This is a genomic window from Laspinema olomoucense D3b (assembly GCF_025370785.1).
GTDB classification, from domain to species: domain Bacteria; phylum Cyanobacteriota; class Cyanobacteriia; order Cyanobacteriales; family Laspinemataceae; genus Laspinema; species Laspinema olomoucense.
Map to the genome: position 1 here is coordinate 59,663 of NZ_JAMXFA010000014.1, position 26,516 is coordinate 86,178.

The 26,516-nt window shown below is 48.1% G+C and carries 24 protein-coding genes and 1 other RNA gene; 9 read left to right on the forward strand and 16 right to left on the reverse strand.

Features of this window, described 5'->3' with window-relative positions; all coding sequences use genetic code 11:
* The first annotated feature begins 31 nt into the window (after positions 1 to 31).
* On the forward strand, positions 32 to 2,398 hold the full coding sequence (locus NG792_RS12330) for a heavy metal translocating P-type ATPase (RefSeq protein ID WP_261235610.1): 2,367 nt from the start codon (positions 32 to 34) through the stop codon (positions 2,396 to 2,398).
* Positions 2,399 to 2,523: 125 nt separating this feature from the next.
* Here the strand turns inward: NG792_RS12330 and NG792_RS12335 are convergent, their stop codons facing one another.
* The 3 genes from NG792_RS12335 to NG792_RS12345 form a co-directional block, all read right to left on the reverse strand.
* Complete coding sequence (locus NG792_RS12335; protein WP_261201031.1) at positions 2,524 to 2,871, reverse strand: hypothetical protein; 348 nt, start codon at positions 2,869 to 2,871, stop codon at positions 2,524 to 2,526.
* Between the two features lie 473 nt (positions 2,872 to 3,344).
* Positions 3,345 to 3,528, reverse strand: a non-coding RNA gene (ssrS, locus tag NG792_RS12340) — 6S RNA.
* Between the two features lie 178 nt (positions 3,529 to 3,706).
* Positions 3,707 to 4,885, reverse strand: coding sequence for a 5-(carboxyamino)imidazole ribonucleotide synthase (locus NG792_RS12345; protein ID WP_261201741.1), 1,179 nt, complete (start codon positions 4,883 to 4,885; stop codon positions 3,707 to 3,709).
* A gap of 262 nt (positions 4,886 to 5,147) precedes the next feature.
* Here NG792_RS12345 and NG792_RS12350 point away from each other — a divergent pair, with 262 nt between their 5' ends.
* From NG792_RS12350 to NG792_RS12365, 4 genes are all read left to right on the forward strand, one after another.
* Complete coding sequence (locus NG792_RS12350) at positions 5,148 to 5,489, forward strand: 7(1) septoil knot domain-containing protein (protein ID WP_261201742.1); 342 nt, start codon at positions 5,148 to 5,150, stop codon at positions 5,487 to 5,489.
* 355 nt (positions 5,490 to 5,844) lie between these two features.
* Positions 5,845 to 6,387, forward strand: coding sequence for a photosystem II reaction center PsbP (gene psbP / locus NG792_RS12355; RefSeq protein WP_261201743.1), 543 nt, complete (start codon positions 5,845 to 5,847; stop codon positions 6,385 to 6,387).
* Between the two features lie 141 nt (positions 6,388 to 6,528).
* Positions 6,529 to 6,720, forward strand: coding sequence for a hypothetical protein (locus NG792_RS12360; protein WP_261201744.1), 192 nt, complete (start codon positions 6,529 to 6,531; stop codon positions 6,718 to 6,720).
* 104 nt (positions 6,721 to 6,824) lie between these two features.
* Positions 6,825 to 7,487, forward strand: a complete 663-nt coding sequence (locus NG792_RS12365) for a nucleoside triphosphate pyrophosphatase (RefSeq protein ID WP_261201745.1) — start codon at positions 6,825 to 6,827, stop codon at positions 7,485 to 7,487.
* A gap of 69 nt (positions 7,488 to 7,556) precedes the next feature.
* Here the strand turns inward: NG792_RS12365 and NG792_RS12370 are convergent, their stop codons facing one another.
* On the reverse strand, positions 7,557 to 8,027 hold the full coding sequence (locus NG792_RS12370) for a hypothetical protein (RefSeq protein WP_261235611.1): 471 nt from the start codon (positions 8,025 to 8,027) through the stop codon (positions 7,557 to 7,559).
* A 204-nt stretch (positions 8,028 to 8,231) separates the two neighbouring features.
* Positions 8,232 to 8,675 carry a hypothetical protein gene (locus NG792_RS12375; RefSeq protein WP_261235612.1) on the reverse strand — a complete coding sequence of 148 codons (444 nt, stop codon included), beginning with the start codon at positions 8,673 to 8,675 and terminating at the stop codon, positions 8,232 to 8,234.
* Positions 8,676 to 8,728: 53 nt separating this feature from the next.
* Here NG792_RS12375 and NG792_RS12380 point away from each other — a divergent pair, with 53 nt between their 5' ends.
* A complete protein-coding gene (locus NG792_RS12380; RefSeq protein ID WP_261235613.1) occupies positions 8,729 to 8,878 on the forward strand; it encodes a hypothetical protein in 150 nt (49 codons plus the stop codon).
* 381 nt (positions 8,879 to 9,259) lie between these two features.
* Here NG792_RS12380 and NG792_RS12385 read toward each other — a convergent pair whose 3' ends face one another.
* The 10 genes from NG792_RS12385 to NG792_RS12430 all read right to left on the reverse strand — a co-directional run bounded on the left by NG792_RS12385 (position 9,260) and on the right by NG792_RS12430 (position 20,409).
* A complete protein-coding gene (locus NG792_RS12385; RefSeq protein WP_261201748.1) occupies positions 9,260 to 9,520 on the reverse strand; it encodes a type II toxin-antitoxin system RelN family antitoxin in 261 nt (86 codons plus the stop codon).
* Positions 9,521 to 9,656: 136 nt separating this feature from the next.
* Entirely contained in the window at positions 9,657 to 9,881 is a 225-nt protein-coding gene (locus tag NG792_RS12390) for a hypothetical protein (RefSeq protein ID WP_261201749.1), read from the reverse strand.
* A 160-nt stretch (positions 9,882 to 10,041) separates the two neighbouring features.
* Complete coding sequence (locus NG792_RS12395) at positions 10,042 to 10,266, reverse strand: type II toxin-antitoxin system HicB family antitoxin (protein ID WP_261201764.1); 225 nt, start codon at positions 10,264 to 10,266, stop codon at positions 10,042 to 10,044.
* Positions 10,253 to 10,477, reverse strand: a complete 225-nt coding sequence (locus tag NG792_RS12400; protein WP_261201750.1) for a type II toxin-antitoxin system HicA family toxin — start codon at positions 10,475 to 10,477, stop codon at positions 10,253 to 10,255. Before NG792_RS12400 ends, NG792_RS12395 begins: the two co-directional genes overlap by 14 nt.
* A gap of 246 nt (positions 10,478 to 10,723) precedes the next feature.
* Positions 10,724 to 11,299 carry a Uma2 family endonuclease gene (locus tag NG792_RS12405; RefSeq protein ID WP_261235614.1) on the reverse strand — a complete coding sequence of 192 codons (576 nt, stop codon included), beginning with the start codon at positions 11,297 to 11,299 and terminating at the stop codon, positions 10,724 to 10,726.
* Positions 11,300 to 11,905: 606 nt separating this feature from the next.
* Positions 11,906 to 12,955 carry a glycosyltransferase family 2 protein gene (locus NG792_RS12410; RefSeq protein WP_261201752.1) on the reverse strand — a complete coding sequence of 350 codons (1,050 nt, stop codon included), beginning with the start codon at positions 12,953 to 12,955 and terminating at the stop codon, positions 11,906 to 11,908.
* A gap of 540 nt (positions 12,956 to 13,495) precedes the next feature.
* Positions 13,496 to 15,157, reverse strand: coding sequence for an alkaline phosphatase family protein (locus NG792_RS12415; RefSeq protein WP_261235615.1), 1,662 nt, complete (start codon positions 15,155 to 15,157; stop codon positions 13,496 to 13,498).
* A gap of 754 nt (positions 15,158 to 15,911) precedes the next feature.
* Complete coding sequence (locus NG792_RS12420) at positions 15,912 to 18,593, reverse strand: hybrid sensor histidine kinase/response regulator (protein WP_261235616.1); 2,682 nt, start codon at positions 18,591 to 18,593, stop codon at positions 15,912 to 15,914.
* Entirely contained in the window at positions 18,590 to 19,129 is a 540-nt protein-coding gene (locus NG792_RS12425; protein ID WP_261235617.1) for a chemotaxis protein CheW, read from the reverse strand. Before NG792_RS12425 ends, NG792_RS12420 begins: the two co-directional genes overlap by 4 nt.
* Before the next feature lie 101 nt (positions 19,130 to 19,230).
* Positions 19,231 to 20,409 carry a response regulator gene (locus NG792_RS12430; protein WP_261235618.1) on the reverse strand — a complete coding sequence of 393 codons (1,179 nt, stop codon included), beginning with the start codon at positions 20,407 to 20,409 and terminating at the stop codon, positions 19,231 to 19,233.
* 838 nt (positions 20,410 to 21,247) lie between these two features.
* Between NG792_RS12430 and NG792_RS12435 the strand changes: the two genes are divergently transcribed.
* From NG792_RS12435 to NG792_RS12445, 3 genes are all read left to right on the forward strand, one after another.
* Positions 21,248 to 21,445, forward strand: coding sequence for a hypothetical protein (locus NG792_RS12435; protein ID WP_261235619.1), 198 nt, complete (start codon positions 21,248 to 21,250; stop codon positions 21,443 to 21,445).
* A 225-nt stretch (positions 21,446 to 21,670) separates the two neighbouring features.
* Positions 21,671 to 22,876 carry a 4-hydroxy-3-methylbut-2-enyl diphosphate reductase gene (locus NG792_RS12440; protein ID WP_261201299.1) on the forward strand — a complete coding sequence of 402 codons (1,206 nt, stop codon included), beginning with the start codon at positions 21,671 to 21,673 and terminating at the stop codon, positions 22,874 to 22,876.
* Positions 22,877 to 23,073: 197 nt separating this feature from the next.
* The gene (locus tag NG792_RS12445; RefSeq protein ID WP_261235620.1) at positions 23,074 to 25,533 is read left to right on the forward strand and encodes an NACHT domain-containing protein; all 2,460 of its coding nucleotides are present in this window, start codon (positions 23,074 to 23,076) and stop codon (positions 25,531 to 25,533) included.
* Here NG792_RS12445 and NG792_RS12450 read toward each other — a convergent pair.
* Positions 25,530 to 26,414, reverse strand: a complete 885-nt coding sequence (locus NG792_RS12450; protein ID WP_261201256.1) for a mechanosensitive ion channel family protein — start codon at positions 26,412 to 26,414, stop codon at positions 25,530 to 25,532. The two genes, NG792_RS12445 and NG792_RS12450, sit on opposite strands and share 4 nt — an antisense overlap.
* Positions 26,415 to 26,516: the final 102 nt, after the last annotated feature.

Below are 26,516 nucleotides of genomic sequence, written 5' to 3' on the forward strand. Positions count from 1 at the left end.
ACTTTGGCGATACCTTGATGATTTAATATTCATGATTTCATCCGAAACCCAGATACCGAACCCGCCCTCACCTGTTGCCACCACTGCATTGGATGTGGGGGGCATGAAATGTGCCGGTTGTGTCCAAGCGGTAGAACGCCAACTCACACAACAACCCGGGGTAATTTCCGCCCGGGTCAATTTGGTCACGGAAGTGGCCGCAGTGGAGTATGAAGCGGACAAAATCGACCCGGAACAACTGGCCCAAAAGTTGACCGCATCGGGATTCCCCACGGAACTGCGTTGTACCACCCCCGATGGACAAGGAGAGAATGCCCAAACCACTCGCCACCGTGAATCCATTCGCGCCGCCATCTGGAATCTGGCAGTCGCCACCCTGTTAATCCTCCTCTCGGGTTTGGGACACCTCGGCCAACTGGGACTCCTCAACCACATCGGATTCCATTGGGCCTTAGCAACAGCGGCGATCGCCATTCCAGGCCGCCCCATCCTCGTCGAAGGGGTCCGCGCTTTATGGCGCAACAGTCCCAACATGAATACCTTAGTCGGATTAGGCGCACTCAGTGCCTATCTCGCCAGTTGCATTGCCTTGGTGTTTCCCCAACTCAAATGGGAATGCTTTTTCGATGAACCCGTGATGTTACTCGGATTTATCCTCCTCGGACGCACCTTAGAACAACTGGCAAGGCAGCGCGCTGCGGCATCCCTCCACGCCTTGATCTCCCTCAAACCCGCCACCGCCCGCTTAATTACAACCCCCATCTGTGCGGCAACTGATTCCGACTCCCCACCCTTCACCCTAGAAATCAGCGCCGATCGCGTCAAAGTCGGGGAATTTGTCCAAGTCCTCCCCGGAGAAAAAATCCCCGTGGATGGGGAAATCATCTCCGGCAGTACCACCATTGATCAGTCCATGTTGACCGGCGAATCCCTCCCGGTGCTCAAACAAAGCGGCGATCCCGTGGTTGGCGGAACCCTGAATCAGTCCGGCGTCATCGCCATCCGCGCCACCCGCATCGGTGGAGAAACCACCCTCGCACAAATTGTCGCCCTCGTGGAAGAGGCGCAAACCCGCAAAGCACCGATTCAACATCTCGCCGATACCGTTGCGGGATACTTTACCTACGGCGTCATTGCGATCGCCACCTTCACCTTTGCATTCTGGTACTTAATCGGCACTCACCTGTTCCCCCAAGTGCTACAACCGGCGATGCATTTGACCAACCTCTTACCGATGGGAGGTCACCTGCATTCCCTGATGGAACCGACTTCCCCCTTGTTACTCAGTTTGAAACTGGCGATCGCCGTCTTAGTCATTGCTTGTCCCTGTTCCCTGGGACTCGCCACCCCCACCGCCCTCCTCGTCGGCACCAGCATGGGTGCAGAACGGGGATTACTGATTCGTGGGGGAGACATTCTCGAAGGAGTGGCGCAAATTGATACAGTAATTTTTGATAAAACTGGCACTCTCACTACCGGGGAACCGGAAGTCACCGATTGTCTCTGCATTGACTCGGTTGATCCTGCCGAAATGCTGCAACTTGCCGCAACAGTGGAAAGCGGGACGAATCATCCCCTTGCTAAGGCAATTTTAATCGAGTCCAGAACCCGAAATCTCCCTCTTCTGCGTGGCGATTCCTTTCAGACGGAACCGGGATGCGGGGTTGCTGCAAGGGTGGAAAATGATTCTATCCTCTTGGGAACCGAGGACTGGTTTAGGCAACAGGGGATAGAGATTTCCCCAGACTGGAGTTCCCGGACCCGAGAACTTGCCGCAGCGGGAAAAACCGTGGTGTTAGTGGGGAAAGGGGGAGAATTGATTGGGTGCATCGCCGTGCGCGATCGCCTGCGAGAGGATGCTCAATCCACCTTGGATGCTTGCCGCAATATGGGATTACGGGTGATGATGGTGACTGGCGATCGCCCAGAAGCGGCCCAGGCGATCGGGCAATCCCTGGGACTCAACCCCACGGATATCCTCGCCGGAGTCTCCCCTGCCGGGAAAGCGGAGGCGATCGCTCACCTCCAATCCCAGGGTCAGTGCGTCGCAATGGTTGGAGATGGTATCAATGATGCCCCTGCCTTAGCGCAAGCGGATATTGGTATTAGTTTAAATGCCGCCACAGACGTCGCTGTAGAAACCGCAGGTATTGTTTTAATGCGGGATTCTCTCCTAGATGTGGTCAGTTCTATCCAACTGAGTCGCGCTACCTTTCGCAAAATTCGGCAAAACTTATTTTGGGCTTTCGCTTACAATATCCTGGGTATTCCCGTCGCTGCCGGTCTGCTATTGCCTCTATGGGGAATCTTATTAAATCCCGCCACTGCCGGTGCATTCATGGCCTTCAGTTCCGTGAGTGTCGTCACAAATTCCCTGCTGTTGCGGCGCACTCATTAGACTTTTGGCTGTCATTATAAAAAGCCCCCCTTCTTAAGGGGGGTTGGGGGGATCTCTCCGCAATTCTGCAAGCGGGCTATTCTAAATCGCTTCCCATTGCCCCTAATTGGGAACCGATACCCCGATTAACTCACGGCAGTTTCTAAAAGCTCCCAATAGCGATTTTCTGCGATCGCCTCCGATAACAGATTAAACATTTGCCGACAACGGTTATCTAAATGTAGGGGCAATTCTTCATTTTTCATTACCACATTCATCCGCACTTCATCTTCCACCCCAACTGTTTTATTTATTACCACTTCCACGGTCACTAATTTGGTAAATGGAACTTCTCCCGGTTGTTCCCGCGCCATAATATAGTCCAGGGTTTCATAAATAATATTCAAATTGGCAGCCTCTAAAATTTCTCCTAGCAAGGGCCGGAAATTTTCCAGGGGAACTGCAACGATAAATAAGCCAGTGTAGCGAGCCATTATGTAATTAGGGGCGTTCAAGGGTTTGATTCTCCTCATCATACTAAATCAAGACTCTGAATTCAGGATGATGAAGAGATGGACATTTTTAGGGGCTGTTTGCTCCCTTGCTCAACCGGACTGACCCCTTCTGTGCCTATTGGGTAGGGGCGATTCTCATATCACCTCAACCTTCAGAGTTAAATCGGCTTTCTTGGCATCAGTCCGGTCAATTCACCGCAGACAGCAATCTCCGGTGCTAATTTTGAGACCAATTCCCACTGATGACCCAAAGGCTCAACCGGATCAAGTCTCAAAAATTAGTTATTCGTGATGTTAAATGCTTTTTCCGATTTGGTCAACTGTACAGAGTCACGGGTCACAATCTTCACAACTGGGACCCGCAGTAACGGTTTATTCTTCCCCCTGGTATCCCTCCTCCTTGATGCTGATGGAGCGGGATTCTACTGATAAGATAGGGCTTAAAAAATTGGGGCTGACCGCAACGCCGTCTTACCTCAGCTTCTGACCTGGAAAAACCAGGTGGGCACCGCGGCTCATAGCTTAAGTTTCCGGATACAATGTCCGGTTTACGGCCACTAGAACTCTACGATTCCCTTATAAATTAAGGCATAGATCATAAAACACTATTGGCAGTCACCAACGTTGCAGTTCAGCTTCTTCATTGTAATCTATTTCACCGAAATGACAAGGGGTGGCTCGGGAATAATTTGGGGGAGATGGGGGAGATGGGGGAGATGGGGGAGATGGGGAGGATGGGGAGGATGGGGAGGATGGGGGAGATGGGGGAGATGGGGGAGATGGGGAGGATGGGGGAGATGCCTCAGTCCTGAATTTAAAGGGATCCGGGATACCAGATGGATTCTATCTGGTGGGCGAGTTCCTGACACTGCTGCTGTAAGGCATTTCCAGATACCCCCTGGACGATCGCCGTTACATGACCCATTTTTCGCCCCGGACGGGATTGAGTCTTGCCATACCAATACAGATGCACGCCGGGAATGGCCTGGAGTTGCTGCTGTTTGGCGCTATAGTCGTCCTCAGAGTCCTCATATCCCAGCAAATTGACCATGACGGCCCCCGCACAGTTGAGGGCGGGACTCGGCAAGGGTAAATCACAAACCGCCCTGAGATGCATTTCAAACTGAGAGGTGTTGCAGGCATTCAGGGTTAAGTGTCCGCTGTTGTGGGTCCGGGGGGCAATTTCATTGACTAGAACTTGACCCTGGGGAGTTAAAAACAGTTCGATGCCGAAGATGCCGACAACCTCTAAGGCGGATAAGAGACGCTGCGCGATCGCCTCCACTTGAGCATTCACCTCCGGGGTGACATCCCCAGGGGCGATCGCCCTGCGGCAAACTTGCGCTTCCTGCTGGGTTTCCACCACCGGATAAAAGACCACCTCACCGGCCTGATTTCGGGCTGCCATAACCGCCAATTCCCGCTCAAAGGGGATAAATTCTTCCAGGAGGACCGGAGGGCGACCCCAGCGTTCCCAGGTGGAGAGGAGGGTTTGGCGATCGCCACAAATAGCCGTTCCCTGACCATCATAGCCATGACGCCGCGCCTTCATGACCACCTTTTCCGTCGGCAGGTCCGGAGTCGGCGGCAGTTGGGTCCCATCAAAGGCCATAAATTTGGGTACTGGCAACCCCAGCGATCGCAAATAACACCGCTGTTCATACTTATCCAAAATTGGTGCTAAAACCGACAATTTCGGGCGGAAACAGACCCCTTGTCGTTCCAACTCCCCTAACGCAGTTAAATCCACAAACTCATTTTCAAACGTAATCACATCGCAGCGTTGAGCGAGTTGCGCCGTGGCCTGGGCATCATCAATCGGTGCTAAAATCACCTCAGAAGCTCGGGCCGCTGCCGGATCGCTATTTTTGGGGGTCTGAACCACGAGTTCGATCCCGAGTGCATCCGCCGCATCCGCCATCATCCAGGCCAGTTGACCCCCGCCTATTACCCCAACCCGGTTTATTTTTTCAGTGCGATCGATCTGGCTCATTGTCAAGTGCAGTTGTTCTGTTTCTGTTTATTTCTAGTGTTTCAGAAAAATTAGACATCTTGCAAAAAAATGGATTGATCCCCCCCAACCCCCCTTAGTAAGGGGGGCTTCAGAGAATTTTGCAAGATATCTATTCCTCTGGCCTCCCCCTTCTTAAGGGGGACGGGCGGGGGATCCCACGGGGAAAAAAGCGAATCAAACTGGTATTTTGTAAAAGGTCTATTGAATCCTAAACCCTTCCCCCGATTAATTTTATCGCCAAATGCTCAAACGTTTGTTTTTGTGGATATTGGGGACCCTTTTTACCCTCGGATTCATCCTCTGGGTGACCCCGGCCCGGTCTGAAAACAAGGTGGATGCGAACTGTACCTACAATGACATTTCCTTGTATGGCAAAGTGCAAATTGTCGAGAGTTTTCCCGACTTAAAGATTCAGATGGTGGCCTCATTTCCTGACCTCCGGGTAAAAATGGTTAATTCCTTTCCCGATGGTTGTGGCAAGTGGCAGGTGGTCGAGGCGTTCCCGGATTTTAAAATTCAGGTCGTGGACTCGTTTCCTGATCTCAAAATTAAATGGGTTGACTCATCTCCGGGACTTCCTTAACCGCTAGGGAATTGCAAAACATAAATCATCCAAACAAACGTTCAACGTCCCCCCTTCAGGGGTTTCTTTAAGATGACTCTTAAAGGAGTCACTACGAACGTTTTTGAAATTTTATGTTTTGGAGTTCCCTTACTTGTTTTCAATTCAGAATTTTCCCTCCCAAACCTACTGCGAACACTCCCCCTAAAACTGGGGAAATCCGCGTCCAGTGAGATCCCCTTCGGGAAAAAATAACCCGGATATCAGATAAAATCGGCCCCGGCAATGGCAAAATAAGAGCACGCGCAAGCGTATGGGGGCGCTTCAGCCATTGGTGCTGGTGCAATCCCGGTCATGAACTAAGGAGATTGCAGTGATGCTCAAACGAATTGCCACAATTATGGTGGTCATAGTTAGTCTGGTCCTCAGCAGTTGTGCGGTTTCAGCCGCCAGTGGACTCCAAAGCCATATCGATAGTACCGATGGGTATGAATTCCTGTATCCGAATGGATGGGTGCCGGTGAAGGTGAATAAGGGTCCCGATGTAGTCTATCACGATTTGATAGAAACCCGGGAAAATGTGAGCGTGGTGATTTCTCCAGTCCCGGATGGGAAAACGTTAAGCGAACTGGGGACACCGAGTGAGGTGGGTTATAAACTCTCCAAAAATGCGATCGCACCCCCAGGATCCGGGCGCGAAGCGGAATTAATTAATGCCGAACAGCGAGAAAAGGGTTCAAAGACTTACTATCTGTTAGAATATGCAGTAAAACTTCCCACCCAAGAGCGACATAATTTTGCCAGTGTTGCGATTAGTCGCGGGAAACTTTTTACTTTAAATGTATCAACCTCGGAAGCGCGCGCCCAAAAAATGAAACAGCAGTTTCAAACGGTGGTTAATAGTTTTTCGGTTTACTAAATCCGTAAACATCATCAAGCTGAAGATGGACCTCCCTCCCCCCAATTCTCTTTCCTAGGAATGGTGATTCCCCTTACTATTAATTGCACCTCCCTCCGGTCCCCTCCCCTTGCCAAGGGGAGGGTTAGGGTGGGGTTCTCTATGGTGATTCCCCCTACTATTAACTGCACCTCCGGTCCCCTCCCCTTGGCAAGGGGAGGGTTAGGGTGGGGTTCCCTCTTTGCGATCGCCAAGTCACGCACTCAAAAGAGGCGATCGCACCTCCCCGCCAACATCCTCCACCCACCGATTCCTAGTGAGGTGCGATCGCACCTCACTAAGACCCCACCCTAACCCTCCCCTTGCTAAGGGGAGGGGACCGGAAGTAAAAACCTACTCTTGTAAGGGAGGGCGGAAGGGGGTTAAGTCTTCTACTAACAAGCAAAAATAATAAGATTATGGGCATTCCTGCATTTGTATTAGCTTCAATTTCTCCGGCGCGTTTGCACCTGTTGCAAAGTGCGGGAATCGAACCGATTGTCTGTCGGAGTGACTTTGATGAATCAACGGTGACATCAACGGATCCGGTCACTCTGGTGAATACCCTGGCACAATGTAAGGCAGAGGCAGTGGTCGCTAAGTTTAGGAATCCGGGCGATCGCACTGTGACCCCAGAAAAACCCGACAACCCCTCCCGGGTGGTCGTCTTGGGGTGCGATTCAGTCTTGCAAGTGGATGGGGAAATCTATGGCAAACCAGAAACCCCAGCAGCAGCAATCCAACGATGGCAAAAAATGCGCGGCGGTGTGGGTGAACTTTATACAGGTCATGCTTTGTTTGATTTAAACAGCGATCGCCATGTAGTGCGCTGCCAAATGACGCGGGTGTACTTTGCCAATATTAGCGATCGGCAAATCGAAAACTATGTGGCAACAGAAGAACCCCTGCGCTGTGCCGGTTGCTTTGCGATCGATGGCCGAGGCGGACTCTTCGTGGAAAAATTGGAGGGATGTCATACCAATGTCATAGGCTTAAGTTTACCCTTATTGCGGAGTCTGCTGGAAGAATTGGGCTATGATGTCACCGACTTCTGGCCGGATTCAATTCATCGGTCCCTGTAATCCAGCAACCGCAGGGGGTTCAAACCCCCGCCGGGTGGGGATGAATCGCCCTCCAGAATTTCATCTAATTTAAAATTCCGGGTGAAATGACTGGAGAAAATTTATCCAGCGAGGAATCTTGTCCCCTGTAATATTCAAAATCGGAATTTCTTCAGTAGCTCGTGCACGATAATAGGTCATGTTCGTGGTTTCAGTTCTTCCTAATCCATATTCTCGTGCTATCTGACTTGCTAGACGGCAACTGATATCAAATGCCCCCATCTTAATGTCTCCATCCCCCGCTTCATAACGCCACATGATTCGTTGGTTTCCAGCCATTCCCCCATAAGGTCGGTTGCATTCAAAATGAGTGATTTCAAACATTTTGGCAAGATGAACGTCATATAGCCGTAGCTCTCCACCGTAAGCTGACTGAGTTGTGTCTGAATTGGGAACGATCAACACTCCAACACCCGCACTCATAAAAGTAATTCGAGTAATGGGTACTTCAGTTTGAGCGAGAAGAGTTTGGCGAGTATTTTGAGGAGTGGTAGAAACCATTGATAACGCCTGACGGGGTTTGAGCGGCAAGAAGCTATTCAACAGGATAAGACTAACTCCAGTGATTATCGAAAGCAAGTTAGCATTTTTCATATTTCTTGGCCTCATCGTTTGCAAACTATATGGGGGTTCTGAAAGTGTTAGGATGGAGAGTAGAGAAGATGATGCCAAGGTCGCCAGGTATCAAGGCTTCCGGATTCCGGATCAGTAATCAATTCCGCTAATTTCAATCCAAGCTTGCCGTGCTTCGCTAGAATCTCCTTGATCGGCCCATTTTTTAGCGACTTGAGCGGCTAAATATCCTCGATTAACTTGTCTTTGATAAGGCTCCGCGTCTTTAGGGGATATTGCTTCATTATAAAGGGCTTCGCTGGCTTCCTCAAAATGCAATAATGCCGAATTATAATCACCGGATCTTCCTGCCTCCATAGCCCTAACAACAATAGGCATAACATAAGGAGCTACATAACCTTTACCCCACGCATTTCCAGAAAAAATAGGAAAAGGAATACAACGCCCATCCGAGGCAGTTCTACCCTCAGTATCGGCTCTTTGATCATAGCAAGATTGGGCCATAACTCTGTCTGAGAGTAACAGATTAACACCGAGTAGCCCCGCAAGCAGAAGAACAAATATTATCTTTTTCATAACAAAAGAATATAGTCAATCTTTAAAAACACCCTTGTCATAGATACAAGTTTATGAATCAAGGATTTGATGGTGCGGTAAGCGCCGCTATGCCGAAGGCTTATCGCCTAACAGCATCCAGGGTCAGTCTGCCTCAAATAACTGTCGGTCCCGACACTTATCGGGTGGAAATCGCCTCCCAAGACTGGGTTAAAAAGGCTTAGGCAAAGGTCGAATCGGTCGGCATTGACGGTCTGGAACCACTCTTTCAAGCCAGGGGTAAAGTTCTCCAGAGAGAGGTTAAGGGGCTTACACAATGCCCGAATCAGTTATTAGGTCTGCAAGGTGGCTGGACTCATTGTTACTACAATAACCTGAACAAGGGATCTAAACATTCTGGAGATTTCCTTAAATTTCTGAATGTCTTGTTGTTGCAGCGTTTCAGCCCTTTCAGTCCCGTGGAACCCGGACAAGGGGCCTCGCTGAGATTGTCCAGGGATTGCAGTAGGAGGGTCAGAATAGGCACTCCAGCTTTTATGATGGGGCTGGGGTGAAGCGGCAAAGGGTGACCGTTTGGGGGCGTGATTTCTTCGAGGCGATCGCCTCTAAAACTTTGGTGATAGCTCTGCATCAATGCCTTCCCACATTTGTGAAAGGGGCATAATCTGTCCTGTCAAGGCTTCCCGTAAGCCCTGCCGAATACCTTCTATGGCGATTTCCGTAGGGGTCTCATCCGGGTCTTCCTCGCCTTCTTCAATCATCAAGACGATGACGCGGACTCGCTGAGGCTTGGTCACTTCCACAGAGCGATCGAGGGTGAGTTCTCCATTCTCGTTAATTGTGGCTGTGGTTTCAATTGCTTTCATAGTGGGTGATGGAGTTGTTGAATTGGGAGTTATTTCAAGCTATTTTTAGTTGAGTCTAGGGATTGACTTCACTCTTCGTTAAGTTTAGGGTCATTAAAAAGCCACCAAAGTAGGATATGAGTATCGAGGAGATAGCTTATTCCCATCGCTGCAATTCTTCTTCTGGTAAAGGTTCAAAAAAAGCGTCTGAGAGTTTTCCCGTGATTAAACCCGGGGTGCGCAATTCCACTTTGTTAACCGTCAGAGTTCCAGTTTTTTCTTGATTTAAACCTAAACGGAAGTAGTGAATCAGGTCATAAATTTCTGCAAGTTTCTCTTCTGGAATATCTTGTAATTCTTGGATGATTTTCTCTATTAACATAAATTCTCCTAGTTTTAAGGGTTGTACTAACTAAAAATATCAGAAATTCTTATGCGTTAATCTCCTTAGAATCATGTAAATTTTCGGTTAAGGCCACCACATCTAAAAGTTTCATCATTGCTGCCATGAAAATCCACTACAGAATCGATGCTTCATTTTTTCAGACTACCTCTAAAATTTGTGGTCGGGGTAAAGGTCTATTCTCGGCTTGATAACTTTCAATCAGCAGTTCCAGAACCTCCTGAGCATTTTTGAGGGCTTCCTCGTAGGTCTCTCCATCCGTAAAATAGCGCTGAATTTCTGTAGCAAATTCTGGCAATTCTACCAGATAAGCTCCATCTACTTCAGACCAAACAATATTAACCCGATACTTAAGTTGGTTCATCATCCGACTCCTGAGTTTCTAGCTGTTGCAAAGCATCCTTAACTAACTTTTCTAAATAGGGTTTAGCATCCTGACTATCTTTTCCGGCTAGGGTAATTGGCAATTCTGGTACATCTGGATGCATCCATCGCTCATGACTTCCTCGAATTCGGACACATTCAAAGCCTGCTTTACGCAGTATGGCCTTCAATTCTCTAATTTTCTTAGGCATCTTCTCTCTAACCGTTAGGGATTGGCAAGCCGAGGGTACAGCTTTGCTGGTTCCCGTTCATATCCTAACAGGACTTAGGCATAAACCCCTTATTAGGTTTAGCTCCATTTTTCACACCCTCCTAAGTTGGGATATTTCCGGAAAATCTCTCACTCATTCCTTGTAAAATTTGGGGTGGGGGTAAACATCTCATTAGTTCCAGCACCTATCGAGTATTGTTGAGTGCTTCATCAAGAGTCAGCCTGTTTATTCTTGAGTCGCCGATCGCAAAAACTCTCTCACTAAAATTATGCAATCAGGAAACGTAAGCGGCGCGATCGCATCTTGCTCGAATAGCTTTTGTTCCGAGCGATAGCCGTCTTGCTTTGGTTCTCGAAACACATACAGGCATCGTTCCTGCACATCCAAAATCCAATACTCTTGAATGCCAGAGCGGCCATACACCGGAACCTTGAGATCTCGGTCTCGCCGCAGGGTGCTATCTGCGACTTCTATTAACCAAAAGATTTCTGTTGGTGTTGGGTGATGGTCTTCATAGTCTAAAGGGTCAATGTGGGCGATCGCAATATCCGGCTCTGGCTCAGAAAAATCGCTCAACTGCACGGGGTCTTGAAACCGCAGCAGCGCCCGTCCGCTCAACCGTTGCGACAAAGCCCGAGCAATTCGGGTAACTGCCGCACTATGCGCCGTTCTATGCGCTGCCATTGTGTAAAGTTGCCCCTCAATCAATTCCACCCGCTCCGAAGCAGCCAAAATTCCTACTTCTACCATGCGGTGATAATCCCGCACGCTAAGGGATCGAAGTTCAGCGGCGATCGTCATAGCCTCAACCTCCTCAAATTTTCCCGAATCGTTACTTCTAGTTTGGCACTTTCGACTGTTTAAAAAACTAAATCTAGGCGATCGGCCTCGAATCCTGCACCTACTCGCTAAAATAAGCTGGACATCAAATCAGCAGAAAAGTTAAAGGGCTTACACCATGCCCGAATCAGTGATGAGGTCTGCAAGGTGGCTGGACTCATTGTTATATTACAATAACCTGAACAACGCAGCTAACATTGTGAATATTTTCTTAAATTTCTGAATGTCCTGTTGTTGAAACGTTTCAGCGCATTCAGTCCTGTGCAACTCAGACAAGCGACCTAGCTGAAATTGTCCAGGGATTGCCGTAGGGGGAGGTTGAAATTGGGGCGATATTAACCCGATACTTAAGGTGACTCATCATCCTGCTCCTGAGCTTCTAGCTGTTGCAAAGCACCCTTAACTAAAGTTTAGGTGAAGGGGAACAAGTCATGGCAGAAACCCGGTTTCTAGTCTCGTGAGCTAGAGAAACCGGGTTCCTTGGAAAAATTTAGATTAGTTGGCAAGCGTTATCAGGGGAGAGAGATAACTAGGGGACCGTTCTAATTGAGGTCAAGGTCAGGAGATTTATAAAACCCCTTGATTCAGAAAGCTATGAATTTTATTCTCAACCTCTAGGACATTTTTTTCTGCTTTCTCTTCATTGTAATTATTTCGGCGTGGGTCGTTTTGGGGATTCATTTTTCCAAATTTTTCTAGGCAATATTGGGATACTTCGGGAGAACCCAGACGGAGTAACATCCACTTTCCTAACAGCCTTTGAACTTTTTTATCTAATAAAATGGCCGGGTGCAATTGAATGGCTTTTTGCAAGTTTTCCCAGCCGGTTTTCAGTTTTTCGGCATCAGGAGTATGGGTGACGCAGATGCGAGCTAAATATTGATAGGTATTGGCTAAACTGTGTTTTTTCAATCGTTGGAGTTCTGCGGGTGCGTTGGCAAAGGCGCGATCGATGACCATGACGCTATATTTTTCCATGACATCAATTTTAGAGGCCATTGATGTTGCCGACTGTCGATACAGGATTTGATACTGGGGTACGACTACAAAGGGCCATTTTGCTGCAACTCGTAACCAATATTCCCAATCTTCAATGGATTTCAGGGTGCGATCGAACAGTCCCACGGATTCAATTGCGGATGCACGCAGCATCACATTAGACCCTGAGTTAATGAAATTACCGACTAACAATTGGGGATAAACATTCCCTTCAAGATAGGAAGGAAAATCTTTACTAAAGGATTTACCTTCGCTATCCATAAAGCAGGTCCAGCTATAAGCGAGTCCGGCTTTGGGGTTTTGTTGTAATGCCGCAAGCTGACTTTCTAATTTATCCGGCGTCCATAGATCGTCTGCATCGATAAAGGTAATAAATTCTCCGGTTGCGCGAGCAATTCCCCGATTTCGCGCTTCGGGTAATCCGCCATTTTCATAAGAAAAGACTTGGACTCTTGGGTCGCGGACCCCTTCGATAACCTGTAATGTATTATCGGTAGATCCGTCATTAATAATAATTAGTTCAAAATCGGAAAAAGTTTGTTTTAAAATCGAGTCGATGGTATCACGAATCGTTTTAGCAACATTGTAAGCCGGAACAACAACAGAAACTAATGGCATGGTCATTCACCCCTAATTAAAACTGAAATTCTCTTTAATTTATCCGTCTGGGAAACAAATAGGCAGGATTGATATTTTTATTATACATCCTTAGCCTATACAGGTTCTTCATGTTCTTTAGGTCTTAGACAATAGGACTGGATTAAGCCGTCAGCGGTATTTTCAGTAAGTGATTGTCTAAGCTAAAATGGCCTAATCCTATCAGATTTATTTGGTTAATTTTCAAATTTCTAACTCCTTTTATTACGAGAAGCCTAAGCCAAAACCTAATTCAATATTTGGCGCTTAATGAGGGTAGTGGGGGGTAAACCTGAGCTGGATGTTAGACGGAGGTTAGTTCCCACTGGTTTGACTTCCCTGGCCTTTTTTAACTGAGGCTCTATTCAGTAGACTTCTTGTAAAATAGGGGTTTTATCCCCCCCAACCCCCCTTATTAAGGGGGGATTTGTAGAATTTTGCAAGAAGTCTAGTTTGGCCTGTGCCAGGGGAGTGGAAAAGATGAAACGAGGCCATTGCCTAGGAGGTTTAAAGGCCAGTTTTTTAGCGAACCCCTGCCGGTTGATTAATTAAAGGTTTCCCTTGGCAAGAGTTGGGAATCGGGGCCTCTAATAATGCTAATAAAGTGGGGGCTAAATCTAAAGAATGGCCAAAAGGCAAGGTAGAACCGGGTTGAATATCGGGTCCTGCCAGGGCTAAAAAGCCATCTGAGCGGTGAGATCCGGTGCGATTAAATGGAATGGGTCCTATCCGGCCAATGGTAGGACTTTCTACGGTATCACTGGCGCATTTATCTTGCCAGATAATTACCAAATCGGCATCGGGTAGTTTGGGGTCGGAATCGGTAGCTTTTGTGCGAGTCCGCACTACAGTTTGTACCATTGTTTCCCCGGTGCGGGAATCTTTGAGTTGATACAATTGTTCGGTAATTTCATCACAAACGGCATCGTATTCCGAGGGGTCTACGATTCCATTGGGTTCCCGTCCTTTCAAGTTAATCCGGATGTATCCTTCAGAGAAACTCGGGAGGGCAAAGGCTTTCATGCGGGGCCATGCGGGTTGATACCAGCAGGGGGTTTGGAAGAATAAGCGATCGCCTTGTTTCTGCATTTCAAAGGGAGAAATCAAGTCCGGTTCAGGTTCGGACCCAAACAGGGGCTCAATCCGGCTAAAGATTTTAGTCGGGAGGGTTCGCCGCAAAAATCCTCGCAAGGGATTGCGATCGCCCTTCAGACTCCACAGGGTTCCCATAAAGCCCCGTTTCGCCCGTTCTCCCACCAGCGGTCCCCCAGGATTTTGACCCATTTTCCCCTCGGCTAATCCCACTTTTCCGGGGAAATTCCACCGATAGAGAAACTCGGGCAAAAATACCATACTCGGTAGATCCATATTGTTGAAGTCCATGCCATGTGCAGCAAAGACCACCACATTGGCATTGTCCGGCGCAGCGGTTAAAATCTCGCCAATGGCTACATCAATGGCTTCAAAAATCTCTAACAACGGGTCCCCCGGATAGCGATTCCCTATCACAGGATAGAGGGGATGATCTGGCTGACTTAAGTGCCAGAAATAATGTCCGGCAGAGTGGGTTTCTCCAAAAATGGTTAAGAAGAAATCCCAGTTATCCTGTTGGAGTAAATCTTTACAAATCTGACCGCGCCGCTCAATCCCGGTTTCTAATTTTTTCTGAAGTTCCTGGAGGGCAGGAATATCTAAGATACTAGCAAAATCTTTATGTAATGCGGGATGTTCCCCATGTTTGGCGATGATGTCTGATAGAAATGCTTCGGGTTTGGAATGGGTGGGGGTTTGGGGGGAATGTGCGCCCCAGGCTAATCCTTGGACTCCATTGACGCGATCGCTCAGGGGAGCTTGAGGCATATCAAAAACCGCTACTTTATAATCATCCCCAAGGGCATAGAAGGGTTCATATTCGGCAAAATCGTAGGCTTCTATGGGGTCTACATGATAGCTCCCTTCCCTGAGTTTCACGGGTGCCCAATAACCAGTTTTTTCCGGGGCGGCTCCGGTTAAAAAGGTGGTCCAAGGAGTTTCGGCTCGATAATAATCAAATGTTTTGAGTCGTCCGTAAGCTCCGCGATCGCGCAATTTTTTTAAGTTTTTTAAATGCCCTTGGGCCATCCATTTTTCCAGCAGATTCGGATCTCCGGCATCTAGTCCAATGGCGATAACAGGATTTCTCATGATTTTACCTTGATAGATACTACCTAAATTCGCACGACATCTGGCGATTGATTGAATCGCTGTTTTAAAAAGGAGTTTATTAATCTCCTGACGTTACTACATCCCAGGATTGTTAAAAGCTTCTGGGATTGGCTCAAGCTAAAATGCTCTAATTTGTTCTAAACTTCAATGCTCAATCTTCTGTATCTTTATAATGACTGTGTTTCACCCTTTGTAAATTAACGTGATTTCAGAACTCTGTGTTCCTCAATTCAGTGGCGATCGCCCAAGGTTCCTGATTTTAAAAACCGTTTGATGAGTCTCAGTCGAGTTCACCTAAAAACGGTTATCAATTTTAAGGGGACTATTTTGCGATCGCTCCTGCTTGACTTCAATCAGTCCGAAGGATAGCTGATTTATCCCAAGTTTATCATCGGTCAGAGTTAATTCCAGAAGTCTTATGTAAAGTTCTCTTAAAGATTTTCATCCCCCCTTACTTCATTCCCAGGTAGCCTTATGAGAGTTTTAAAATCTGTTCATTTCTTCCCTCAGAGTAAAACACTCCAGGAACCTGAGTCATATATCTTTAGGAGTACCTTAATCCAAATCAATCAAGGTTCTATAACTTAAGATACACCTAACATTATTTATTTAGTTTTACCTGTATCAGAAGACATAAAAGTTAAACTTACAATCTCTATCTATAGGCTTAGTCCGACTTAAAAAGCCTATTTCTACCCCATCTACCCCATCTACCCCATCTACCCCCTCTACCTCATCCCGCCTCCTTGAGAAGGAGTTCGCGAATAGCAGCAAGCAACATTACCGGATCGAAAGGTTTACTGAAATAGGCATTTGCACCTAATTCCATCCCTTTCTGAATATCCTCTGCACTGGCGCGGGAGGAAAGCATCACCATCGGGATGTGATGCCATTGGGGGTCCGATCGCACCGTCAGGAGTAATCCTAATCCGTCTAAATGGGGCATTTCCACATCGGAGAGGATGAGGTGGAATTGTCCCTGGGGCGATCGCGCCAGTTGAGTTAATGCCTCCCGTCCATCGGTACAGACTGTAGGTATAAATCCTGCACTCTCGAATAAATCCTGCAAAATCCGGCGCATGGTGAGGGAATCATCCACAATTAATAGATGAGGAGCAGAAGCATCGGAACTCAACAATGTATCCTGTGAGACATTGGCGACGGGTCTAAGGGGGGAACGGGGAAACAGTAACGGGTGAAAGTGATGCGGGGCGAGGACCGGCACTACTTCCCCGCTGCCTAGAACTGTACAACCGGCAACGTAGGGAGGAACCGGGACGGTGAGATCCAGGGGTTTGAGCATGACAGGACGTTCTTCGAGCACCGCATCCACCGCGATCGCCACCTGTTGACCCTTCACCTGCAAAATCAAACCAACTGAGGGCGGATTCACTTTTGAAACTGCTTCCCGAACCTGGGATCCGTAGGGAAGCAAATCCCATAATCTAAAGATGGGCAAGGGTTGCGTTTGTCCGCAAATTTCCTGATCGCGATCGCCAATTTCCCCCGCTGCGATCTGTGCCTCGGATAACTTCACCACAGCGATCGCCTTATCTGCGGGAATTGCTACCCGGTAGTCTTGACATTGGCACAAATAAATGGATAACCGGCTCAAGGTCAAGGGAACAGCAATGGTAAACTTAGTACCCTGCCCCAATACCGTCTCAACTTGCAAGGTTCCCCGTAGTCGCGCCACTTGATGTTGCACAATATCTAACCCCACCCCTCGCCCGGATAAATCCGTTACTTTCGAGGCAGTGGAAAATCCCGGAGTGAACAGAAATTGTAAAATCTCACTCGGGTTGGAATTCTCCGGGGATAGGGTTTTAGAAAACCCTTTTTCCGGATCAATCAGTCCCATTGCTAAGGCACGCTTATAAACCTTCTGCGGATCTATCCCTCGTCCATCATCTTCCACGGTAATCACCAGTTGCGACCCTTCGACGCTGGCAGAGAAGGTGATTTTAGCGGTGGGTGACTTGCCGAGTGCTTTGCGTTCCGTGGGTAATTCGATCCCGTGATCGAAGGCATTGCGAAACAGGTGGGTTAAGGGGGTTTGTAATTGTTCTAAAATCGGTTGATCCACCCGGCGATCTTTTCCCTGGATTACTAATTCGACTTGCTTGCCATACTGTCGTTGCAGGGTTTCCAAGGCGGTGAGAAATCGCTCGCCGATCGCCCCAAAGGGGATGAGTCGGGAATCGGTGAGGTCCTGGTTCAGTTGGTTTAAGGAGGTTTTGAGGCGATCGAGGGTTTGTTGGATGTCGGAGGCGATCGCCGCTAGGTTTGGGGAGGATGGGGGGGATGGGGTAGATGGGGAGAGGGTAGCGATCGCGGTTTGGAGTTTTTCTTGTTCCAGGGTGAGGCGATCGGATTCCATGATTAAATTCCCCAGGGTATCACTCATCCGATCTAAGCGACTGACGGGGACTCGTAGGGTGAGATTTGCTGGTGCGAGCTCAGGATTGGGATTGACAATCAGGTATTTTAAAAAGCGTTCCGGGATAGAGGACCGGGTTGCCTCCGACTGGGGAGATGGGGAGGATGGGGAGGATGGGAAAGATGGGGATTGGGGAGTGAGGGTTTCTGTTCGGAGGGTACGAATTCGGGCGATCGCCAGTTGTGCTAACTGTTCCGGTGGCGCTTGTTCCTGGCAGAAAAAGTCGGAAATTTCCCGACTGATGGTGGTTAACCCCTGCAACCCCAAGGTTTCCCCCAAGAGGGTGCATTCTTCTAAAAAAACGGTGAGACTCTTGCGGAGTGAGGGTTCTGCCGAGGCGGGATTATTGCTGAATTCAGCCAGCGATCGGCTTAGGCGTTGCAGACAATCCTCTAAATCAACCTCCAAGGCAGTTTTAACAAAAGAGTTCACCGGGGAATCGGTGACATTCGGGAATTCCTCCCCTGCGCTTTCTTCTTCCCAACTCTCCTGAAGCGCAGGGGGTAAATCTTGGACAAAGCGATCGAGAGTGACGATCAGGTTCTGGAGTCGGCGATCGGCGGTTTGGGAGTCGTTGCCATGCAAAGCTTGAACGAGTAAATCCCCGATGGGATCCAGACTCAGAGATAAGAGTTCGTAGGCGGAAGGTAAGTGAGGGACTCGTCCATCATTGAGGGCGATTAATAACTCTTCAATATAGTGTGCCAGATGGGAGAGTTGCTCTAACCCCACCATTCCCGCACCCCCTTTGAGGGTATGGGCGGCACGAATCAGCTCAGGGAAGGCAGCGCCGAGGTTCTCCTGAGTGGCGGCGTTGTTGCTTAAGCACTGGATACCTTGCTCTAAGGCGAGTAAGCATTCTGGTGCTTCTTCATGGAGGAAACCATAGCGAGCTTCTGGATCAATGTTGGCGATCGCAAGGGTGTCGAGGCGGCGATTTTCCCCCCCAGAGGTTTCGCGATTGGATACTATCATCGAAATTCTCCGGCAGTAGGGGTACTGTGCCGACTGAGGGCCTCAAATAGGGCGCTCACTTGGAGCAATCCCACGGGAAACCGACGCGGTGCAGCATCCCTGGGGGGTGAGATCCAGATTAAACCGGAAAATAGGGGACGGAGTAGGGCTCTCCAGGGATCGGGAATGGGGGTAACCTGGGTGGAGTTGAGAGTAAGGGTGACGAGGCGATCGCAAACGACACAAGCGAAGGGAGTAACGGTGGATTCTTCCTTCTCCGGGTCCGTTTCTGGCGTGGGGTCCTTGCGAATTACCACCAAGGTTAACTCATCCGAATGGGAGGGCGATCGGCGCATCAGTCCCAAAACCTCCGTCAGAAAATCAGCCAAATCAATCACCCATAGTAATTTCCCGGCGATATTCACCACCCCTAAAATAGCCTCGGGAACCCCAGGGATGGGACAAATTTGCCGTCGAGATAAGGTAATTTCCTCTACTACTTGCTCCATCGGGACCACGACTTGTACCTTGGGGCTTAATTGCAAACCTGCATACATTCTCAACATTTTCCCGGTTATCCTATCGCACTTTAGAATGGCTGGTTCCCATCCGCTTGCTATAGATAGGATAGTTTATTCCTCGGGGAAATGAGGTGAAATCAGCCGGTTTGCAGAATCGTTTCCCCTTCAGAATCCGCCGTGCCGAGTAACTGCATTTCGATCGCCTTTAAGAGTTGTTGGGCATCAAAAGGTTTGGTGATATAATCATTTGCCCCCACCATCCGCGATCGCATTTTGTCAATAATCCCATCCCGTCCCGTTAACATCACAATCGGGATTTCCTGCAACAAACTCGACTGACGCAACATCCGGCAGAGTTCATAGCCATTAATTTCAGGCATATTAATATCCATCAGCACCAACGCCGGTTTATGGCGCGCTAAAGTCGTTAAAGCTTTCGCCGGTTCCGTTAACATCAAGCAGCGGTATCCCGCCGCCTGCAAAATCGCACGAACGTGCCGCTGAGTGGTTTTACTATCATCAATACAGGCAATAATCGGCCCATTTTCTACCTTTTCCACCTGGTATGGCTTCACCCCTACCGCTTCCGCTTGCACCAAAGGTTGCAGTAACAGTGCCAAAGACAAGACATCAATTTTCAACCCTTGGGCTACTTCATACAGACATCCACCCCCATTTAAAACTTCAATCAGCCGTTTAATTCCTTCAACATTTTTAACCGTCGCCCAAAGCAGCTTAGGAATTTGCTCTAAATTCCTAATAAAAACTCTCTGAAACGGCGATGCAATTTCAGCCCTAATTTTTCCCCACTTCCCAATCGCTTCCCGCATCGGTAAAATTGTCTGCTTCAACGGCAGGGAAAGCAAAATTGGGTCTAATCCCACCGTCTTTTCAAATTGCAGTCCCGCTTGAGGTAAATTGAGGATCTGCACCAATGCTTCTTGGGTGAGTTTAAGTAACACTTCTCTAGCCTGTTGTAAGGAAAGTTTTCCGGCTTTCCAGTAATGGCAAATTGCCTGATAATCCGACTGAAACCCTTCTAGGGAAAGGTCTTTCAGTTCGGGGCAAAAGCGAGCCAGGTAATAACTGAGGCGCTCTTTGTATCCCGTTAAGCTGCTGGCAAAATGCACCTTGCCATTACCAAAATGGACTCGCCAAAAAACCGAAGGATCCGACGTATCTCGAATTGTCAGTCGCCCCGATAGATTGTTGGACACGATTTTTTGCAATGCCTTAGTCGGCGACCCGACAAGCTGTGCGGCTGCACTATGAACGTTCTCTTGTTTCTGCGCCTGACTGGTGGTATTGTCTACCATAACTCCCTCCTGTTTTTTCTATGTTTAAGATTAAAATTTGCCAAATTTTTTGACCTTCTCAGTCAATAGCCCCGTGAGTTTTTAATAAAAAAGTTATAATTTTCAAGATGTTTTAAAAATAAAATTTATCCGCTTATTCTAATTTTGATGAATTCTGATGGTAATTTTAAACGTTACTAGCCTCTATAGTTTATCAAACCCTTCAGCTTAAAGATGTTACCAGCATAACATTTAAGCCCCTCAGTCGCCGAATTTATCAGGATTTTTTAACAATTCGTGAGCGTGCATCCTCAGTACATTGGTATCTGAAATTACTTAATCCATGTCAATCTGCTCAGAGAGCATAGTTATATTCTGACCCTGTTACCTAGGGCGATCGCATCAGCCATCTAGCTGATTTTAAAATCAGTTCCTTCGGAGTTTACCAAACCAACTTTAAAAATAGGCCCCTCCTCTAACCTTGGCCTATTAAAGAGAAAATAAACTGTTTTTTTGATAAAATATCTGCAAAATAGTCGCCAACCACCACCCGGAAAACTAGGTTTCTTCTCCTATCAATTTACTTCCTACCCCGTCACCCTCAAATTCAGCCATTAACCAGGCTCACTAGACTCATTAAATGGACCAATCAGCGATATCCGATAAAATAATCAATGTTCTCAACTCCCTCTACAACTGAGGGGCGATTTCTGATGTTTTCACCCTATATAAAATCTAAGTTTCCCCATATCCTCTAGCTTAACGGTTCAACTGTTTTAGAACATCCGTATTTGTCATCAATCATTTCTCCGTAACGATACGGAGGGCTTTGGCGGTATTTATACGGAGGGATGGGGAGATGGGGAGGATGGGGAGGATGGGGGAGGTGGGGGAGATGGGGGAGATGGGGAGGGTGGGGAGGATGGGGGAGGTGGGGAGGATGGGGGAGGTGGGGAGGATGGGGGAGATGGGGAAGATGGGGAGGATGGGGAAGATGGGGGAGATGGGGAAGATGGGGAAGATGGGGAAGATGGGGGGAAACGGCAGCAAGTCGTGACGTTGAACATCTCCCCTATCTCCCTTATCTCCCTTATCTCCCCCATCCCCCCCATCTCCCCCATCTCCCCCATCCCCCCTATCCCCCCTATCTCCCCCATCCCCCCTATCTCCCCCATCCCCCCTATCTCCCCCATCCCCCCCATCTCCCCCATCCCCCCATCCCCCCACTCCCTGTAACCTAAGTCTTCTACAATCAAGAGAAAAGAAGCTAGGATTTCACGGCATGGACACTAAAGCTTTCAAACGCGCACTGCAAAAGTCTGATAACTACCATCGCAAGGGATTCGGTCACCAAGAAGAAGTCACTGGGGTGATGAACTCCGTTTACCAAAGTCCCCTGATTCAGCAAATCCGAGATAATAATTACACCTTGACTCGCGGCGAGGTGACGATTCGTCTGGCGCAAGCGTTTGGATTTTGCTGGGGGGTGGAACGCGCCGTGGCGATCGCCTACGAAACTCGTCAGCATTTTCCCACGGAACGCATCTGGATTACGAATGAAATTATCCATAATCCCAGTGTTAATCAACATATCCAAGAGATGAATGTTGAATTCATCCCGGTTGATGAAGGGAAAAAAGATTTTGAAGTGGTCCAAGCGGGAGATGTGGTGATTTTACCGGCCTTTGGGGCCACGGTTCAAGAAATGCAGTTGCTCAATGATAAAGGCTGCACAATTGTGGATACGACCTGCCCTTGGGTTTCTAAAGTTTGGAATAGTGTCGAGAAACACAAAAAAGGCAATTACACTTCGATTATTCATGGCAAATATAAGCATGAAGAAACTCTGGCAACCAGTTCTTTTGCTGGCACTTACTTAATTGTGCTAAATATGGCCGAGGCGGAATATGTGGCCAATTATATTCTCAATGGTGGAGATAAGGCGGAATTTATGGCTAAATTCAGTAAGGCTGTTTCCCCGGGATTTGACCCGGACCGGGATTTAGCACAAGTTGGCATTGCTAATCAGACGACGATGCTCAAAAGTGAGACGGAAGAAATGGGCAAGTTGTTTGAGCGGACGATGATGAAAAAATATGGTCCGGCAGAGTTAAATCAGCATTTCCTGGCTTTTAATACCATCTGCGATGCCACTCAAGAGCGGCAAGATGCTATGTTAGATTTGGTGGAGGATCAAGTGGATGTGATTGTGGTGATTGGGGGGTATAATTCCTCGAATACGACTCAGTTACAACAAATTGCGATCGACCGAGGCATTCCTTCTTATCATATTGATAGTGCTAGTCGGATTCTCCCCGGAAATCGCATCGAACATAAACCTTTGCATCAAGAGTTGGAAATCGCGGAAAATTGGCTACCTTCAGGACCCTTGGTGATTGGAGTGACGTCTGGTGCTTCAACGCCAGATAAGGTGGTGGAAGAGGCGATCGAGAAGATTTTTGCCAGTAAAGCTATGGCAGTGGTTTAAGAATCGGGAGCTTTCGGAAGTCGGGTTTAACCAGTGGAACCGTTAATTTGTGGGTTCCACTGGTTATCGGTTTGAACTGCATCTGACAACCGAGTTTGGCCCTCTTGTCGAATCTTCTAACTTTTGCCAGAATGAGAACATCAAACATTAAGTTCAAAATAGGGCTAATCCTGTATTAGACCCAATTTTTTTATATTATGATTCCCCGAAAAACGATTGTTGCGGATGCCGCTACGAGTATTGCTCAAATTGCTACCGATACTCTATTGGAAGATAAGAGCAAATTATTGGGGATTTTTCCCCGAACTCCGGATAAAAAAACCAAGGAAGCGATCGCTGCTGCGGCAGAAACTTATGTTAACCTCTACCTCCAACGGTATGCCACGGTTGATTTGTTAGGAACTGGCGATCCAGTGCCGTTAGAATCCCTCTATGTGGAGATGCAGGTGAGGGAGATGGAGACGCCTGGAATGACGAATCTGAATGCTTCTCCAGGCGAGTCTCCTCCCAAATCTCCGATCGCGGTTGTCAATGAGCGGGATGGGGTGATGTTCTGGGGTGCACCCGGTTCCGGAAAGTCTCTCTTACTGAGGAAAATCGGCCTAGAAGCCCTACGGGGAACCCGGTTCGGGGGGGTGGTTAGGCGCGGCTATATTCCAGTGTTTATGCCGGTTAAAACCCTCAGTGGTGGGGAGGGGGAAATTGAAAAAGCGATCGCTGATGAGTTTCGGCGCTGTAGTTTTCCCGCTGCGGATCGACTGGTTCGGGAGGCACTTGCTCAAGGTCGATTCTTAATTTTACTGGATGATTTGCATACTATCCCCTCGTTTGTGATTGCTGAGGCGATCGCCCGTCTGGAAGGGTTTATCGAAACTTATCCCAAAAATCGCTATATTGCTTGTTCCCGCTCCGGAGTCTTTAACCATCAGTGGCGTAGCTTTCATCCCGTGGCGATCGCACCGTTAGACGACGCACAACAAGTGAGCTTGATCCGACAATGGTATCACACTCCCGCTGCTACGACCCCCAGTGGCGACTTACTCTGGGAGGATTTACAACGCCCGGAAAATGCTCACGCCCGGTCTTTGGTAGAGCTACCTCTCTCACTTACTTTGCTCTGCCTAGTCTATGATAAATCTCACAATTTACCGGAGAATCGGGCAGGGCTTTATCTACAGACTTCTCACATTTTGCTAGAAGCAGCGGGAAACATTCCCACGGCTCCGGGAGCTGCGCCGAGTCCTGAAATGAACCGGGAATTGGCAAAATTGTGGCTGGCTCAATTAGCCTTCCGAAGTGCGATCGCTGAACGGTCGGTTTTTTCCGGAGCCGATTTGAGCAGCCGAATTCCGGTGCATTTGTTAGATTTACATAAAGATGAGTATTTCCCGTTTTCTGTGCCAACGAATGTCAATTCTGGCGCAACCGAAAATCTCAACAAAAATCCCCCCACTTTTAACCTGACGCAGAAAAACTCGTTGCCTACAGTTCCGACTAATCCGAATGAAAAGGCCAATCATCCCTCCAATAAAAATCCATCGGTATCCCTAACGCCTACAATTGGTGAAAACCGCTATCGGATCGAGAAAATGTTGGAAAAAATTGCGTTGGGTTCCGGGTTGTTGCTGCAAACTGGGCCGGATCGCTTTGCCTTCACCCAAGTGACTTGGCAAGAATATTTTACGGCAATTTATATCGAGACCTATTATTTAGCGGCTCAAATATCTGCTAAAAATCTGACCTTACGCCACTGGCAAGAAATCTTTTTATTTGTGGCCGGGATGCGCTATCCCACGGCAGATAAATTACTGATTTTAATGGAATCAGCGGCTCAAAAGTACCTGAAAACCAGTAAGTTGCGATCGCTGTTGCGATGGGCCTCGGAATCCACGGAGGACGACGGAGGTAAGCTATCTCTGGCCGCAAAACGCACGGCGGCACTGTTTTTAGTGGTGGGATTAAACGCAATATTAGAACCCGATTTATCTTTGGAAACACCTTATTCTAGGGATAGCCTCGTTCGACAATTGAAGGAGATGGGGGAAGTAGAATCTCCCGCGAATGTGGCTTTGAGTCTGTGTGACATTTTGGGGTTCAATTTGTCGGAACTGATCACTCGTGCCAGCAGGTTGGCGGAGGATTTTACTAAAAATCTGGCGTTTATTTCTGATCGCCCGTTGGATGTGGAAAAATCGGCAGGGGAACTGACTCAGGAACTGGCGCGAAAATTGGCCCGCGATCGCGCTCGTCAACTGGTTCTGGATTTGGATTATTTACTAGATGCACCCAGCAATTTAGCCCTGGCTCGCGCCCGAGATTTGGCGTTTGTCAGCATTCTAACTCGATTGGTGGAAGAGGCAGGAATTTTTAAAGATTGCCAGGAGGCGATCGCCGCTTTGCAGTCTCTGCAAACGGAAATTCCCGATACTAATGCCGCCTATCAAGTGCATTATGAATTTCGCGATCGCATCCGTCAAAGTTGGCTAACCGCCCTCAATTTGTCGAGCGATCGCCTCCAGCTATCCCCAGAAGAAAATCAGGCCTTAGGGGATTATTTTTATGCTAATGGCTTGATCGTCCGCTGCTATCATGCTGCATCGGAAGTCACCCCAGCCACCTGGAAAGTCATCCAAGGACGAATGCTACGGGGAAACTAAAAATCCCCATTTGTGTTGATAAGTTTGTCGTCCTTAAATTTTTCTTGGTTGTAAGAATATAGGGTACGAATGGGATAGGGAATATTGATATTTTCGCGATCGCAAGCCTCTTTTAAGGCGATCGCCACTTGGGTTTGAGTCCGTCGCACTGAGGGTCGCTCCGGTTCCGTCCAATATCGCACTATCATATTAATTGAACTCTCTCCAAACCCCTCAATATCAACTTCGGGTTCTGGTTCCGATAACACCCCCGGGACTTGGGAAACTGCCTTGAAAAGCGTATCAATTGCCTGCGGTAACGGCGTATTATAATCCACCCCTATTTCTAAATCCGTGCGGCGATGAGAAAACGCCGTTTTGACTTGCACCACATTCGTAAAAACCACCGCATTCGGAATGACAACTCGTTCCCCTGCATAGGTACGAATCTGGGTCGAACGAATCGCAATTTCCTCAACCGTTCCCTCATATCCTTCTACAACAATTTGGTCCCCAAGTCTAAAGGGTTCCTGCAATAACAGCAAAATTCCAGCTAGGAAATTTTTAAAAATATCTTGGAAAGCAAACCCAATAGCGACAGAACTTAACCCTAGTAACCCAATGATATCTCCCAAGCCTAAACCGGGAAATGCCAGCACACAGGCGACAATAATTCCCACGGACCACGCCGCTACATAAGCGGTTTGAACCATCAACATTCGGAGTGATCTATTCTTTACAACTCGCCGTCCTGCCGCCATCGTTAGACGACGGACCACATTGGCAGCATACCAAGTAATGCCCAAAACAACCAACGCAATCAAAATTGCTGGAGCCAGGGCCACCCCTTCACCAATCAGCTTAATTAAAGTCGCTTTTATTTCTTGCAGAACTGGGTTCATCTTAATTCTTGCTCTAACATCTCAGAATGCTTACTTTTTGACCGTTCCCCTCCAAAGTGTAGGTTCAAACCCACTGCTTCCATGAGGTTTACGATAGAATTC